Here is a 14,351-nt window from a genome sequence, read left to right as displayed (position 1 = left end):
TTCCCGTGGTCAGCCCTTCACGGCGGAGCTGGCGACTCCCTGGACGAACCAGCGCTGGAAGAAGGCGAAGACCACCAGGACGGGCAGGACCAGCAGGACGCCGAAGGCGAGGATCTGGCCCCAGTCCGGGGGCTGTTGGCCCTGGAAGACGCTCATTTCCAGGGGGAGGGGGCGGACCGACGGGTCGGAGACCATCAGGACCGGCCACAGGAAGGAGCCCCACTGGATGAGGAAGGTGAGGATCGCCACGGAGGCGAAGGCCGGCTTCGACATCGGGACGATGATCGCGAAGAAGGTCCGCCAGGGGCCCGCGCCGTCGATCCGGGCCGCTTCCTCGATGCTCGGCGGGATCGAGCGGAAGAACGTGTGGAACTGGTAGACCGAGAAGGCGTTGGCTATGAAGGGGATCGCCTGGATGTAGATGGTGTTGCGCTGGTCGTTGAACATGTAGAACAGCGGCACCGCCACCGACTCGAACGGGACCAGCATCAGCAGCAGGACGAGCGTGAAGACGGCTTCCCGCCCGCGCCACTTCAGCCGGGAGAGCCCGTACGCGGCCATCGAGTTGACGAACAGGCCGCCCGTCACCACCACGAAGGCCAGCAGCAGCGAGATGCCCATGAAGCGCCAGAAGTAACCGGTGCTGTCGGAGTTGAGGCTGTCGAGGACGGCGGAATAGTTGTGGAAGGACAGGTGGGTGGGGAGGAAGCCGGACAGGCCGTCGAGGACCTCGTCGGACGGCTTGAGGCTGCCCAGGAACAGGTAGATCACGGGCAGCACGAAGACGAACGCCAGCACGCTGAGTACGGCGTAGTCCATGAAGCGGCGCAGGGGCGTACGGGTCGTGCCCATGGATCAGTCCTCGTTTTCGGGCCGGACGACGCGGCGCTGGATGAGCGTCAGGACGACGACGATCAGGAAGAAGACGACGGTGATCGCGGACGCCTGGCCGATGTTGTTCTGGTCGAAGGCGGTGGTGACGGCCTGGTACATCACGGTGCGGGCCGCGTCCTCGTCGAGGCCGCCGCCGCGGATCAGCACGTACACCTGGTCGAAGACCCGGAAGGACAGCACCGAGGTCAGCATGGCGACGAACACGAGGGTGCCCCGGATGCCGGGCAGGGTCACATGACGGAACTGGTGCCAGCGTGAGGCCCGGTCGAGCTGGGCCGCCTCGTAGAGCTCGGTGGGGATCTGCTGGAGTCCGGCGAGCAGGATGACCATCTGGAAGCCCACGCCCTGCCAGACCGAGAGCACGATGATCGAGGCCATGGCGGTGGCGCCGTCGCCGAGCCAGTCGAAGGCACCCCAGTTGCCGAAACTCACGGCGTCCAGCGCGGAGTTGAGCATGCCCTGGTCGCTGCGCGCGAGGATCAGCCGCCAGATCACGGCGACCAGCGCGATGGGGAAGACGACCGGCATGAAGAAGAAGGACCGGAACAGGCCGATGGCCTTGAGCTTGCGGTTCAGCAGGATCGCCAGCGCCAGCGCGAGGGTGGTCTGCAGCGGTACGACGACCACGGCGAAAGTCAGGTTGTTGAGCAGGGCCCGCAGGAACGGGCCGGACAGGTCGGGGTCGGTGAACAGCCGCCGGTACTGCTCCAGGCCGAAGAACGACGGCGCCAGCGGAGAGCCGAGCCGCACGTTGTAGAAGGAGAGCACCACGGCGTAGCCGAACGGCACTCCGACGAAGGCGATGAGTCCGACGACTGCGGGAGCGGACATCAGCAGTCCGTGCACCCAGTCGCGGTTCCTGCGGCCCGGCCGTGCCGGTCGCGTCGACGGCGCGGGCTTCACGGATGTCACGGACGGGGTCTGTTCCGGGCCGGGCGGCGCTGAGTGCGCGGGTTCCACGGATTTCACGGGAGGGTCCTGTTCCCGGCGGGGGCGGGCGCGCCTTCCGCGGGCCCGCCCCGGCCGATGGGTCCTACGGGATCTTGTAGCCGGCGTTGTCGGAGAAGTCCTGGTCGATGGCGCGGGCGGCCTTCGAGAGGGCGCTCTTCGGGTCGGCGCCGCCGTAGATGGAGTTCAGGGCCTCGCTGAACTTCGACGTGATCACGGGGTACCCGGCGGTCACCGGGCGGGTGACGGCGACGCAGGACTTGCTGATGTCGGTGTCGCCGCACGGCTTCGCGAGCTGGTCGGCGAAGAGCTGCAGCGGGCCGCCCTGCTGGTAGAGCTCGCTCTTGGCGAGCGCCGTCTTGGAGGCGGGCACCGCCCCGTTGGCCTTCGTCATGGCGGTGATGTTGGTGTCGTTCAGCAGGTAGTCGAGGAACGTCCCGGATGCCTTGGCGTTCTTGGAGTCGGCACCGATGCCCCACGCCCAGGAACCCTGGCCCGTCTTGGGGCCGTTGCCGAAGTCGGGCAGCGGCAGCACGACGAGGTCGTCGCCGAGAGCCTCGCTGTAGGCGGGGTACATCCAGTGGCCGACCCAGCTCAGGCCGACGCGGCCCTTGGCGAAGGCGTTGCCGTCGGTGTTGGGATCGACGGAGGTCTTCCAGGACTGGAAGGTCTTCATGGCCGAGACCACGGCGGGCGAGTCGAGGGCGCCTTCGGACTTGCCGTCCTTCAGCAGCGAGCCGCCGGCCGACCAGACGATCGGGGCGAAGCCGTAGGTGCCCCACTCGTTGGCGTAGCCGCCGCTCTCCTGAAGGTCGAGGACCTTGCCGTCGGAGTCCTTGGCCTTCAGCGCCTTGAGCGCGGCGGTGAACTCCTTGTCCGTCCAGGCGTCGGACAGGCCCTTCGGGTACTTCACCCCGGCCGCGTCGAGCAGCTTCTTGTTGCCGTAGATGCCGAGCCCGGAGTCGAACATGCCCAGGCCGTAGTGCTTGCCGTCGATCTCGCCCTGCGCCTTGCTGGCCTCCGTGGCGTTGTCCACGGTCTTGGGAGCGACGAATTCGTCGATCGGCGCGAGCTTCTTGTTCCAGACGAAGTTCGCCATCGTCGGGCCGTCGAACTCCATGACGTCCGGCAGCTGGGAGGCGTCGGTGGCCGTGATGGTCTTGGTGTAGTCGTTCTCGGGTATCAGCTTCAGCTTGGCCTTGACCTTGCTCTGCGAGGAGTTGAAGGACTTCACCGCGTTCTGCAGCGCGGTGCTCTCGCTCTTCTGCCCCTGATGGGCCCAGACACTGATCGTGCCCTTGCCGCTGCCGGCCTCGGCGGAGGTGTCGGTGGTGCCGCCTCCGCCGCAGGCGGCCAGCGAGGCCAGGGGCAGGACGAGGGCCAGGCCCGTACAGGCCGCGTGACGGTGCCTTCTGTTTCGGGCGAACATGGTGGTGCCTCCGTGCGTCGGTGCAGGGATGAGGGTTTGAACTGCTGGGTAATTTCCGGCGTTTGGGGGGTTTGAGGGTGTGAGTGTGTGAGGTGCGTCAGGTATGTGGGTGTGAGGGCTCCAGAGCCCTGACTTGGGTTTCCGGACGTGGGTCTACTGGGGGCCGCGCGGGTTCGGTGGTGCGGTCGTCTCGCGCAGGACGAAGCGGAGGGGCATCTGCACATGCCGCGACGGTTCGGCGTCCGGCTCGTCGAGCTGTCGCAGTAGCAGCCGGGCGGCCTCGGCGCCCTCGCCCGCGACTGGCTGGGCGATGGTGGTCAGCCCCATCACATCGGCCAGTTCGTGGTCGTCGAAGCCGACGACGGACACGTCCTCCGGCACCTTCAGCCGGTGCCGCCGCAGTGCGCGCAGCGCGCCCATCGCCATTTCGTCGGACTGCGCGAACACGGCGGTCGGCGGGCGGGAAGCGGCCAGTAGTTCGATCATGGCGCGCTCACCGCCCTGGACGGTGTAGTCGCCGTCCGCCTCCAGGGCCGGGTCGTGCTCGATCCCGGCGTCGGCCAGGACGTCCAGGTACGCCTGCCTCCGGTCGATCGGGGTGGTCCAGTGCAGCGGGCCGCTGGTCCCGGAGATCATGCCGATCCGGCGGTGGCCGAGGTTCACCAGGTGCCGTACGGCGCTCTCCGCTCCGGCCCGGTCGTCGATGCCGACGACCGTGAAGCCGGGCAGCGGCCCGCCGACCGTGGTGGCCAGCGGCACGCCGAGGGAACGCAGCGCGGCGGCCTCCTCCGCTTCCGGTATCAGCAAGGAGAGCACCGCGTCCACCCGCTTGCGGACCGGCAGCTTGGTGAAGAAACGCTTGCGCGCTTCCGGCGAACCCAGGTTGTACAGCAGCACGTCGTACCCGGCGGCGCTGAACACCTGCTCGGCCGCGTCCAGCACGGTGCCGAAGAACCAGCGGCCCACGTACGGGACGACCACCCCGATGGTGAAGGTGCGCCCGCTGGCCAGGCTCGAGGCGGACTGCGACGCGATGTAGCCCAACTGCGCGGCGACGGCCGTGATCTGAGCCCGCACCTCCTCGGATACGCCCGGCCGGCCGCGCAGCGCGCGGGACACGGTGGACGCCGAGACTCCGGCGGCGCGGGCGACATCGGTGATGCTGACCGTCACAGCTCAAATCCCCCTCGATTTTCACGTCGGTGTGATCCGTGAGTGACGCGACCGTAAACCCGCCCTCCTTGTTGCGCAAGCGTTTGCGTTCATATTTACTGGGGCGGATTCTCAGGAGATCCTTTTGTTATCAAGCGTCAGCGCACGCGCTTGGGCGCTGTGAGCCGACAGGAACTGTGCATGCGATACGCCCCGCCCGGCTTGTGTCTGAACGACTTCGCCCTCCTGCGTGAGGAGGACGGCACGTACGTGGTGTTGCATCTCCAGGGCCCGTGGACGGCCGAGTTCGACCACCTGCGGATGGAGACCTCGTACGGCCGGGCGACCTCCACCGACCTGGTGCGGTGGCAGCCTCAGGGCACCGCCTTCGGCAACGGCCTGCCCGGCCGCTTCGACGAGCAGGCGGTGTGGACCATGCACCCGTTCCGGCACGGCGACGTCCGCGGCCGCCGCGGAATGGCGATGTTCTACACGGGCGTCTCCGGTCTCACGCCGGGCGGCTGGCCGGTCCAGTCGGTCGGACTGGCGTACTCGGACCGCACGGACGGCACCGGCTGGCGTCGCCACGGCACCCGGCCGGTGGCCGAGGCGGACCCGCGCTGGTACCGCACCGGTGAACGCATGGGCTGGCGCGACCCGTTCGTCGTGCGCGACGACGCGTCGGACGGCTGGGCCATGGTCGTCTGCGCCAGCGACGCCTCCCTCCCGGTCGAGGTCAGCGGCTGTGTCGCGCTGGCCACCTCCGACGACCTGGAGAACTGGACCGTCCATCCGCCGCTGATCTCGCCGGGCGACGTGGACGAGTTGGAGTGCCCGGTCCTGGAACGCCTCGACGACGGCGGCTGGTTGCTGCTCGGGTCCATCGGCCAGACCCGCGGCTTCGAGGCATGGACCGCGCCCCGCCTGCGCGGGCCCTGGACCCGCCGGGGCCCCCTCGGGCCGACCGGCGCCTACGCCCCGCGCGTCATCGCCGCCCCCGACGGCGCGCGCGTCGTTCTGCACACCACCCCCCGCCGCGTCGGACTCACCGACACCGGCGACCGCTGCCGCGGCATGCTCGCCCAGCCGAAACTCCTCGTCACCCCCGCGGATGCGGCGCCCCGCCTGGAGTGGTGGCCCGGCCTGAACACCTGGCTCGGCGAGGAGACCGACCACGCCACACCGCACGCGGTCGGCGACATCGGCATCACCGGCCGTGTCGAGATCACCCTGCGCACCGACTCCCCCGGCGGTGGCCGCCCCGCCCTCGCCGTCGGCTGTGACGGCAAGAACCTCTGGGCCACCGGTCCTGACGGAACCCGGCTCGGCGAGACGGTCCTGACCGAACCCGCCGCCACCCTGCGCATTCTTACCATCGGGGAGTACGTCGAGGTCTACGCCGACGGCGTCTTCGTCCTCTCCACGCTGAGCTACTCCGGCCACCCCGCACCCTGGACGGCCGTCACGGAAGGCGGTGAACGCGCCATCGGACACGAACGCGCCATCGGACGCGAACGCGCCATCCCGGTCCGCCCGATCCGGCTGCCCGATCCCGACCGTGACGATGCCTCAGCCATCTGGCCCGGCCCGTCACCTCGGTGACGAGCGGGAGCTCACACCACCTCGCCGACCGACACCGACCCACGCACCACTCCGGAAAGGCCCAGCCATGAACGGCACCGCCGACGGTCTTCGCCTCCCCGACGGCTTCCTGTGGGGAGCGTCCACCGCCGCCCACCAGATCGAGGGCAACAACGTCAACAGCGACTGGTGGCAGATGGAACACGAGGGCGGCTCCGTCGCCGAGCCGAGCCTCGACGCCGCCGACAGCTACCACCGGTGGCGCGAGGACATGGACCTGCTCGCCGAACTCGGCTTCACCGACTACCGCTTCAGCATCGAATGGGCCCGCATCGAGCCCGCCCCCGGCCACTACTCCCGGGCCGAGCTCGCCCACTACCGGCGCATGGTCGAGGGCGCCCTCGAACGTGGGCTGCGGCCCATGGTCACCCTGCACCACTTCACCGTGCCGCGCTGGTTCGCCGAGCGGGGCGGCTGGACGGCGGAGGGCGCGGCCTACCTGTTCGAGCGCTACGTGCGGGCGACCGCGCCGGTCATCGGCACCGGCGTACGACATGTGTGCACCATCAACGAGCCCAACATGATCGCGGTCGCCGGCGCCATCCGTGAACTGGGCACCGAGGCACCCCCGGCCGCCGGCCTCCCGCTTCCCGACAAGGCGACCACCGACGCCCTGATCCAGGCCCACCACCGTGCGGTCGACGCCGTCGGGGCGATCTCCTCCGACATCCAGGTCGGCTGGTCCGTCGCCAACCAGGTCTACCAGGCCCTGCCCGGCGCCGAAGCCGCAACCGACGCCTACCGCCACCCCCGCGAAGACGTCTTCATCGAAGCCGCACGTGACGACGACTGGATCGGCGTCCAGTCCTACACCCGCACGAGGATCGCCCCCGACGGCCCCGTCCTGGCCCCCGCCGACGCCGAACGCACCCTCACCGGCTGGGAGTACTACCCGCAGGCGCTGGGACACGCGCTGCGCCACACGGCAAGCCTCGTCGGCGACGTCCCCCTGATCGTCACCGAGAACGGCATAGCCACCGACGACGACGCCCGCCGCATCGACTACACCACCGGAGCGCTCGAGGAGGTCGCCGCCGCCCTGGAGGACGGTCTCGACGTACGCGGCTACCTGCACTGGAGCGCCCTCGACAACTACGAATGGGGCTCCTACAAGCCCACCTTCGGCCTCATCTCCGTGGACCCCCGCACCTTCGCCCGCACACCCAAGCCGTCCGCCGCCTGGCTCGGCGGAATAGCCCGCACCCGGGTGCTGCCGCACGCCGCCTCGTGACGGACCGCGGCTGAGGACAGCGCCTCCGCAGAAGGCCGCACCCGGACCGTCAAGGACGCCATGCTCGGCGGCCTGCGGTCCGGGTGCGGCCAGGGAGACGCTGCAAATCAGGAAATTGCAGGTCAGAGGCTTGATTCAAAATCAGGCCTTCTTGGTCTCCCAGAAGATCTTGTCGATCTGGGCGATGTAGTCGAGCGCCTTCTGGCCGGTCGCCGGGTCCGTGGAACCCTTCGCGGCGGAGAGGGCCTTGAGGGCGTCGTTGACCAGCTGGTGCAGCTCCGGGTACTTCTCGAAGTGCGGGGGCTTGAAGTAGTCGCTCCACAGGACCGAGACGTGGTGCTTGGCGAGCTCGGCGCGCTGCTCCTTGATGACGGTGGCGCGGGCCTGGAAGTGCGGGTCGTCGTTGGCGGCCATCTTCTCCTGCACGGCCTTCACCGACTCCGCCTCGATGCGGGCCTGGGCAGGGTCGTACACGCCGCAGGGCAGGTCGCAGTGGGCGCTGACCTTGACCTTGGGGGCAAACAGGCGGGAGAGCATTGAGCTGTCCTTCCTCGTGATCGTCTTCTCAGGTGGGACATTACTCCGTGAGGGAGGGGTTTTCGCGAGTGCCCCCATGGGCTTAGGACAAAAGTCCGGGGTGAGACTGGGACTGGTGGAGGATTGGACCGGGGAGGTGCCGGTGATGCCGGAGCTGTCGCAGGAGACCGAGCAGGGGAGGGCCGTCTTGTCGTTCGGGGTGGCCGAAGTGACCGGGCCTTCCATGGTGCCCACGCTGTATCACGGGGACTGGCTGGTCGTGCGGTACGGGGCGCGTGTCAAGCCCGGTGACGTGGTCGTTCTGCGTCATCCGTTCCAGCAGGACCTGCTGGTCGTCAAGCGCGCCGTGGAGTTGCGCGAGGGCGGCTGGTGGGTCCTCGGGGACAACGCGTACGCAGGCGGGGACAGTACGGACTACGGGACCGTGCCCGAGGAACTCGTGCTCGGGAAGGCCTGGTTCCGGTACCGGCCGCGCCGGGACGGTCAGCGTTCGCCGTTCGCGCTCGCGCGCTGGGCGCTCTCGGCCGCACGGCCGGTGTTCGCCGACCGGTCGGCCTCCAAGCGCTTGCGGGCGCGGTAGGCGGCGACGTTGGCACGGGTCGCGCAGCGGTCCGAGCAGTAGCGCCGGGAACGGTTCGTCGAGGTGTCGAGGTAGGCGTTGCGGCACGGTGCTGCCTCGCACAGGCCCAGACGGTCCACGCCGTACTCGGTGAGATGGAAGGCCAGGCCCATCGCGGCGATCGCGGCGTAGCCGGCGGTCGCGTTCGAGGGATGGTCCGCCAGGTGCATGTGCCACAGCGGGCTGCCGTCGTCGTCCCGTTTGTCGTGTCCGGAGATCTGCGGGCTCACCGGGAACTCCAGGAGGAGTGAGTTCAGCAGGTCCACGGCGAGCCTCTCGTCGCCCGTGTCCGCCGCCTCGAAGACCGCGCGCAGGCGGGCTCGTACGGAGCGGAAGCGCGTCACATCGGCGTCCGTGGCGCGCCGGGCCACCGTCGCATTGATCCCGAAGAGGTCGCGTACGGCCTCGACCGAGGTGAGCGCGTCCTTGTCCCGGGCCGGTTCCTCGCTGTTGACGAGACGTACGGCGTAGTCCGAGTAATAGGCCAGTTCCACTTGTAGTCCTTACGGGCGCGCTCTATGGTCGTGGGGAGGGCGAGTAATGGATGACTTTGCTTCCAGGGTATTACGTCCTGGAGGGGAGAGGGGCTTTCATGACCACCGCGACCGGAGCCGACTGGCGGGCCTGGCAGGAGAGCTGGGATCGGCAGCAGGAGTGGTACCTCCCGGATCGTGAGGAGCGCTTCCGGATCATGCTCGACATGGTCGAGGCCCTGGTGGGCCCCGCACCGCGCGTACTCGATCTCGCGTGCGGTACGGGAAGTATCACGGCCCGCCTCTTCGAACGGTTCCCGGAAGCCGTCAGTACCGGCGTCGACCTCGACCCGGCGCTCCTGGCCATCGCCGAGGGCACGTTCGCGGACGACGACCGGGTCACCTTCGTCACGGCCGACCTCAAGGACCCCGACTGGCCGGCGAAGCTGCCGTACGACTCGTACGACGCCGTCCTCACCGCGACCGCCCTTCACTGGCTGCACAGCGAACCCCTCGCGGTCCTCTACGGTCAGATCGCGGAACTCGTCCGCGACGGCGGTGTGTTCATGAACGCGGACCACATGATCGACGAGTTCACTCCGCAGATCAACGCGGCGGAGCGCGCACAGCGGCACGAGCGCATGAACCGGGACAAGGCGGCCGGTGTCCTCGGCTGGACCGAGTGGTGGCAGCTCGCCGCCCAGGACCCGGTGCTCGCCGAGCCGACCGCCCGCCGCTTCGAGATCTACGGAGAGCACGCCGACGGCGACACCCCGTCCGCCGAGTGGCACGCGCGCGTGCTGCGCGACAAGGGCTTCGCCGAGGCCAGGGCGGTGTGGCGGTCGCCTTCGGACGCGGTGGTCCTCGCGCTCAAGTAGCCCACCGACAGCCCACCGACATCCCGCCGGTCACGGCAGAAGGGGCGGTACGGAGATCCCGTACCGCCCCTTCTCGTACGTGCCGTCAGAGCACCTTGGACAGGAACGACCTGGTCCGCTCGTGCTGAGGGTTCGTCAGTACGTCGCGGGGGTGGCCCGATTCGACCACCACGCCGCCGTCCATGAAGACGAGGCTGTCGCCGACCTCACGGGCGAAGCCCATCTCGTGGGTGACGACGATCATCGTCATCCCGGACTCGGCGAGGTCGCGCATGACGTCGAGGACGTCGCCGACCAGCTCGGGGTCTAGGGCCGAGGTCGGCTCGTCGAAGAGCATCAGCTTCGGGTCCATGGCCAGCGCGCGGGCGATCGCCACGCGCTGCTGCTGGCCGCCGGAGAGCTGCGACGGGTAGCTCCTGGCCTTGTCGGCCAGGCCCACGCGCTCGAGCAACTGCCCGGCGCGCTCCCGTGCCTGGGCCTTGCTGACGCCCTTGACCTGGACCGGGGCCTCGATGACGTTCTCGAGGGCCGTCATGTGCGGGAACAGGTTGAAACGCTGGAAGACCATGCCGATGTCGCGGCGCTTCACCGCGACCTCGCTGTCCTTCAGCTCGTACAGCTTGTCGCCCTTCTGGCGATAGCCGACCAGCTCCCCGTCGACGTACAGGCGCCCCGCGTTGATCTTCTCGAGGTGGTTGATGCACCTCAGGAACGTCGACTTGCCGGAGCCGGACGGGCCGATCAGGCAGAAGACCTCGCCGGACTTCACCTCCAGGTCGATGCCCTGGAGGACCTGTACGGGACCGAAGGACTTGTGGACGCCTTCGGCCTTCACCATTGCCGTGCTCATGGGTCAGCGCCTCCAGCCCGAGAGGGAGAGCATGTTCGCCTTGATCTTCTGGAACGGCGTGTCCGGGAGCGTGCGGCTGGACCCGCGCGAGTAATACCGCTCGATGTAGTACTGCCCGACGCTCAGTATCGAGGTGAGGATCAGGTACCAGGCGGCGGCGAGGAAGTACATCTCGACCGGAGCGCCGGAGGTCTGGCCGATGTCCTGGGCGTACCGGAAGAGTTCGTAGAACTGCACCACCGACACCAGCGAGGTCGTCTTCAGCATGTTGATGACCTCGTTGCCCGTGGGGGGCACGATCACGCGCATGGCCTGCGGGATGACGATGCGGCGCAGCGTCTTGCCGTGGCTCATGCCCAGCGCGTGCGAGGCCTCGGTCTGGCCCTCGTCGACCGAGAGCAGACCGGCGCGGCAGATCTCCGCCATGTACGCGGCCTCGTTCAGGCCCAGCCCCAGCAGCGCCGTCAGCAGCGGCGTCATGAAGCTGGACCAGTAGTCCTTGTAGATCGGGCCGAGGTTGATGTACTCGAAGACCAGGCCCAGGTTGAACCAGACCACGAGTTGCACCAGGACCGGGGTGCCGCGGAAGAACCAGATGTAGAACCAGGCGATGGACGAGGTCACCGGGTTCTTCGACAGCCGCATCACGGCGAGCAGGATGCCGCCGACGATGCCGATCAGCATGGACAGAACGGTCAGCAGCAGGGTCTGGCCGACGCCCTTGACGATGCGGTCGTCGAAGAAGTAGTCCGGGATGGCGCCCCAGTTGATCTTGCCCTGGGCGAACGCGTAGATGATCGCGACGAGGATCGCGATCGCGACGACCGCGGAGAAGTACCGCCCGTAGTGCCGGACCGGGATGGCCCTGATGGCCTCCGGTCCGGCCGCGGGAGTGTCCTCCGGGCCGGCCGTCTTGTCGATGTCAACAGTCACGGGTGTTGCCTTTCAGTGGCCGCCGGCGTCCGCGGTCACTTGCCACCGTTGACGGTGGCTTCCTTGACGGCGCCGGCGTCGACGCCCCACTTCGCGATGATCTTGTCGTACTCGCCGTTCTTGATGATCGCGTCCATGGCGGCCTTGAGCGCGTCCCGCAGCTCGGTGTTGGACTTGGCGACCGCGATGCCGTACGGAGCGGCCTCGACCTGCTCGCCCACGATCTCGAAGTCCTTGCCGCCGCCCGAGGTCTTCACCGCGTACGCGGCGACCGGGAAGTCGGACGAGCCGACGTCAGCGCCGCCCGCGCGCAGGCGGGTCTGCGCCTGCTGGTCGTTGTCGAAGGCCTCGACGGACAGCTTCTTGCTGCCGCACTTCTTGGCCTGAGCCTTGGCCAGGTCCTCGGAGATGGTGGCGCGCTGGACGACGATCTTCTTGCCGCACAGGTCGTCCCAGGTCTTGATGCCCTGGGTCTTGCCCTTCGGGGTGTAGAGCGAGACACCCGCGGTGAAGTAGTCGACGAAGTCGACGCCCTCGCCGACCTTCTTGCCGGTCTCGGAGTCGACACCCTCCTGACGGTCCTTCGTGTCCGTCATGGCCGACATCGCGATGTCGTAGCGCTTGGAGCGCAGACCGGTGAGGAGCGCCTCGAACGTGCCGTTCTCGAACTCGAACTTCACGCCCAGCTGCTTGCCCATGGCGTCCGCGAGGTCCGGGTCGATGCCGACCGTCTTGCCCGAGCCGTCCTTGAACTCGACCGGCGCGTAGGCGATGTCCGAGCCGACCTTGATGACGCCCTTGTCGCGGACCTCCTTGGGGAGCTGGTCGGCCAGCGGGGCCGAGCTGGTCTTCGCGCTCTCCGAGTCCTTGTCCTTGGTCTGGTCACCACAGCCGGTGAGCAGCAGGGAGCCTGCGACCGCGATCGCACCGACCGCGGCTATCCGGGTGTGCGCGGCGGTCGTACGACGGGTGGAGCGTGCGGTCATTATGGGTTCCTCCGGCGGATGGGTGGCGTTGCCGATGGGTCGACGAGCACACGCCATCGGGTGTCGCGACCTTGTGTGATGACGGCATCTTGCCATTCGGACTCAGTCCCCCAGGGGGTCGACTGTGTCAAAATCGGATAACGGGCGACCCTCGAACCGTTCCGACTCGGTCAACTTGGCCGGATCTTGTGCGGTATTTTTTACATCCAGCCGGAGGATCTTCGGTTCATCTTGGGATGCGAGCAGCTGCAACTTCGCGCTTGCGTCGCCTTGCTGGTTTTCGGGACACGTCCGGACATTCGGTGGTGAATCACGACACCGGCATGTGACCTTCGTGGTACGGACTCGTCGGCGATGCCGTCCGTCCGGTAAGAAGGTCCTTAACACCCCTCATCCGGGGCCCAGGGCGCGTGTGCGGCGCGCCTGTCGCATATGCGCCCGTGCGTACCCGTACGTAACAGCCATCAGGGACATATGCGGTGCCCGCCCACCCCTCACCAGGAGTGGACACCCTCAACCATTTAAGACTTAAGGGGTTAATCAAAGTGGCAGCGGAGATCTTCAATCCTCGCAGCGACAGCAGTACGGGCCCTGAAGGTGACGCGGAGCCGGCCAGTTCAGGCGGTTCGGCCGAGTCGGTCGACTCGCTCTCCTTCGATCCCGCGTTCGCGCTGCACCGCGGCGGGAAGATGGCCGTGCAGGCCACCGTGCCCGTCCGTGACAAGGACGATCTGTCCCTCGCGTACACGCCCGGCGTCGCGAAGGTGTGCAGCGCCATCGCCGAGCAGCCGGAGCTGGTCCACGACTACACGTGGAAGTCGTCGGTCGTCGCGGTCGTGACGGACGGAACGGCCGTTCTGGGGCTCGGGGACATCGGTCCCGAGGCCTCCCTCCCGGTGATGGAGGGCAAGGCGATCCTGTTCAAGCAGTTCGGCGGAGTCGACGCCGTGCCGATCGCCTTGAGCTGCACGGACGTCGACGAGATCGTCGAGACCGTGGTGCGGCTCGCGCCCTCCTTCGGCGGAGTCAACCTCGAGGACATCTCGGCGCCCCGGTGCTTCGAGATCGAGCGGCGCTTGCAGGAGCGGCTGGACATTCCCGTCTTCCACGACGACCAGCACGGTACGGCTGTCGTCACGCTGGCCGCGCTGCGCAACGCCGCGCGGCTGACCGGGCGGACGCTGGGTGACCTGCGCGCCGTGATCTCGGGTGCGGGGGCGGCCGGGGTCGCCATCGCCAAGTTCCTGCTCGAGGCGGGTATCGGGGATGTCGCGGTCGCGGACCGCAAGGGTGTCGTGTCCGAGGACCGCGACGATCTGACGCCGGTGAAGCGGGAGCTCGCCGAACTGACCAACAAGGCGGGGCTGTCGGGGTCGTTGGAGGCCGCGCTGGCGGGCGCCGACGTGTTCATCGGGGTCTCCGGCGGTACGGTCCCGGAGCCGGCCGTGGCTTCCATGGCCGAAGGGGCGTTCGTGTTCGCCATGGCCAACCCGAACCCCGAGGTGCATCCCGATGTCGCCCACAAGTACGCGGCTGTTGTCGCCACCGGGCGGTCCGACTACCCGAACCAGATCAACAACGTGCTGGCGTTCCCCGGGATCTTCGCCGGGGCGCTGCAGGTGCGGGCGTCTCGGATCACCGAGGGGATGAAGATCGCGGCGGCGGATGCGTTGGCTGCGGTCGTGGGTGACGATCTGGCGGCGGACTATGTGATTCCGTCGCCGTTCGATGAGCGGGTTGCTCCGGCGGTTACCGCGGCGGTGGCTGCGGCGGCTCGTGC

14 protein-coding genes are annotated in these 14,351 nt (G+C 68.3%); 5 read left to right on the top strand and 9 right to left on the bottom strand.

The features are described from left to right. Positions 1 to 9: 9 nt before the first annotated feature. The 4 genes from FE633_RS31745 to FE633_RS31730 form a co-directional block, all read right to left on the bottom strand. Positions 10 to 852, bottom strand: a complete 843-nt coding sequence (locus FE633_RS31745; protein WP_138048628.1) for a carbohydrate ABC transporter permease — start codon at positions 850 to 852, stop codon at positions 10 to 12. A gap of 3 nt (positions 853 to 855) precedes the next feature. Further along, positions 856 to 1,863 carry a carbohydrate ABC transporter permease gene (locus FE633_RS31740; RefSeq protein ID WP_138048627.1) on the bottom strand — a complete coding sequence of 336 codons (1,008 nt, stop codon included), beginning with the start codon at positions 1,861 to 1,863 and terminating at the stop codon, positions 856 to 858. Positions 1,864 to 1,927: 64 nt separating this feature from the next. Further along, positions 1,928 to 3,271: an ABC transporter substrate-binding protein gene (locus tag FE633_RS31735; RefSeq protein ID WP_138048626.1), complete on the bottom strand. Its 1,344-nt coding sequence runs from the start codon at positions 3,269 to 3,271 to the stop codon at positions 1,928 to 1,930. Positions 3,272 to 3,424: 153 nt separating this feature from the next. After that, entirely contained in the window at positions 3,425 to 4,444 is a 1,020-nt protein-coding gene (locus tag FE633_RS31730) for a LacI family DNA-binding transcriptional regulator (RefSeq protein ID WP_138048625.1), read from the bottom strand. Between the two features lie 180 nt (positions 4,445 to 4,624). On the opposite strand from FE633_RS31730, the gene FE633_RS31725 reads away from it, so the two are divergent. Together FE633_RS31725 and FE633_RS31720 are read left to right on the top strand one after the other, a co-directional pair. Next, the gene (locus FE633_RS31725; protein ID WP_138048624.1) at positions 4,625 to 6,025 is read left to right on the top strand and encodes a glycoside hydrolase family protein; all 1,401 of its coding nucleotides are present in this window, start codon (positions 4,625 to 4,627) and stop codon (positions 6,023 to 6,025) included. A gap of 67 nt (positions 6,026 to 6,092) precedes the next feature. Next, on the top strand, positions 6,093 to 7,295 hold the full coding sequence (locus FE633_RS31720) for a glycoside hydrolase family 1 protein (protein WP_138048623.1): 1,203 nt from the start codon (positions 6,093 to 6,095) through the stop codon (positions 7,293 to 7,295). 141 nt (positions 7,296 to 7,436) lie between these two features. Here the strand turns inward: FE633_RS31720 and sodN are convergent, their stop codons facing one another. Further along, positions 7,437 to 7,832, bottom strand: a complete 396-nt coding sequence (gene sodN, locus FE633_RS31715) for a superoxide dismutase, Ni (RefSeq protein ID WP_007491258.1) — start codon at positions 7,830 to 7,832, stop codon at positions 7,437 to 7,439. Between the two features lie 145 nt (positions 7,833 to 7,977). On the opposite strand from sodN, the gene sodX reads away from it, so the two are divergent. Further along, a complete protein-coding gene (sodX, locus tag FE633_RS31710; RefSeq protein WP_138048678.1) occupies positions 7,978 to 8,412 on the top strand; it encodes a nickel-type superoxide dismutase maturation protease in 435 nt (144 codons plus the stop codon). On the opposite strand, the gene FE633_RS31705 is transcribed toward sodX, so the two are convergent. Next, a complete protein-coding gene (locus tag FE633_RS31705) occupies positions 8,316 to 8,945 on the bottom strand; it encodes a CGNR zinc finger domain-containing protein (RefSeq protein WP_138048622.1) in 630 nt (209 codons plus the stop codon). The genes sodX and FE633_RS31705 overlap by 97 nt on opposite strands. Positions 8,946 to 9,043: 98 nt before the next feature. Between FE633_RS31705 and FE633_RS31700 the strand changes: the two genes are divergently transcribed. Further along, positions 9,044 to 9,802: a class I SAM-dependent methyltransferase gene (locus FE633_RS31700; RefSeq protein ID WP_138048621.1), complete on the top strand. Its 759-nt coding sequence runs from the start codon at positions 9,044 to 9,046 to the stop codon at positions 9,800 to 9,802. An 85-nt stretch (positions 9,803 to 9,887) separates the two neighbouring features. Here FE633_RS31700 and FE633_RS31695 read toward each other — a convergent pair whose 3' ends face one another. From FE633_RS31695 to FE633_RS31685, 3 genes are read right to left on the bottom strand one after another with little or no spacing between them, the layout of a single operon-like run. Next, positions 9,888 to 10,652 (bottom strand): amino acid ABC transporter ATP-binding protein, encoded by a 765-nt coding sequence (locus FE633_RS31695; RefSeq protein WP_138048620.1) that lies wholly within the window; start codon positions 10,650 to 10,652, stop codon positions 9,888 to 9,890. A gap of 3 nt (positions 10,653 to 10,655) precedes the next feature. After that, positions 10,656 to 11,585: an amino acid ABC transporter permease gene (locus FE633_RS31690; protein WP_138048619.1), complete on the bottom strand. Its 930-nt coding sequence runs from the start codon at positions 11,583 to 11,585 to the stop codon at positions 10,656 to 10,658. A gap of 35 nt (positions 11,586 to 11,620) precedes the next feature. Then, positions 11,621 to 12,571 carry an ABC transporter substrate-binding protein gene (locus FE633_RS31685; RefSeq protein WP_138048618.1) on the bottom strand — a complete coding sequence of 317 codons (951 nt, stop codon included), beginning with the start codon at positions 12,569 to 12,571 and terminating at the stop codon, positions 11,621 to 11,623. Between the two features lie 545 nt (positions 12,572 to 13,116). Between FE633_RS31685 and FE633_RS31675 the strand changes: the two genes are divergently transcribed. Continuing rightward, positions 13,117 to 14,351, top strand: a 1,235-nt coding sequence (locus FE633_RS31675) for an NAD(P)-dependent malic enzyme (RefSeq protein WP_138048677.1), incomplete at its 3' end; no start/stop codon positions are given.

The sequence above is a fragment of the Streptomyces montanus genome, from assembly GCF_005786655.1.
Taxonomy (GTDB): Bacteria; Actinomycetota; Actinomycetes; order Streptomycetales; family Streptomycetaceae; genus Streptomyces; species Streptomyces sporangiiformans.
The sequence above is the reverse complement of the archived record's forward strand: the minus strand, read 5'-3'. Positions and strand labels throughout refer to the sequence as shown.

Excerpts from the sequence above, each read along its gene's own strand:
- sodX (WP_138048678.1), top strand. The coding sequence starts at position 7,978 with ATGCCGGAGCTGTCGCAGGAGACCGAGCAGGGGAGGGCCGTCTTGTCG.
- sodN (WP_007491258.1), bottom strand. The coding sequence starts at position 7,832 with ATGCTCTCCCGCCTGTTTGCCCCCAAGGTCAAGGTCAGCGCCCACTGC.
- FE633_RS31725 (WP_138048624.1), top strand. The coding sequence starts at position 4,625 with ATGCGATACGCCCCGCCCGGCTTGTGTCTGAACGACTTCGCCCTCCTG.
- FE633_RS31745 (WP_138048628.1), bottom strand. The coding sequence starts at position 852 with ATGGGCACGACCCGTACGCCCCTGCGCCGCTTCATGGACTACGCCGTA.
- FE633_RS31735 (WP_138048626.1), bottom strand. The coding sequence starts at position 3,271 with ATGTTCGCCCGAAACAGAAGGCACCGTCACGCGGCCTGTACGGGCCTG.
- FE633_RS31720 (WP_138048623.1), top strand. The coding sequence starts at position 6,093 with ATGAACGGCACCGCCGACGGTCTTCGCCTCCCCGACGGCTTCCTGTGG.
- FE633_RS31685 (WP_138048618.1), bottom strand. The coding sequence starts at position 12,571 with ATGACCGCACGCTCCACCCGTCGTACGACCGCCGCGCACACCCGGATA.
- FE633_RS31695 (WP_138048620.1), bottom strand. The coding sequence starts at position 10,652 with ATGAGCACGGCAATGGTGAAGGCCGAAGGCGTCCACAAGTCCTTCGGT.
- FE633_RS31700 (WP_138048621.1), top strand. The coding sequence starts at position 9,044 with ATGACCACCGCGACCGGAGCCGACTGGCGGGCCTGGCAGGAGAGCTGG.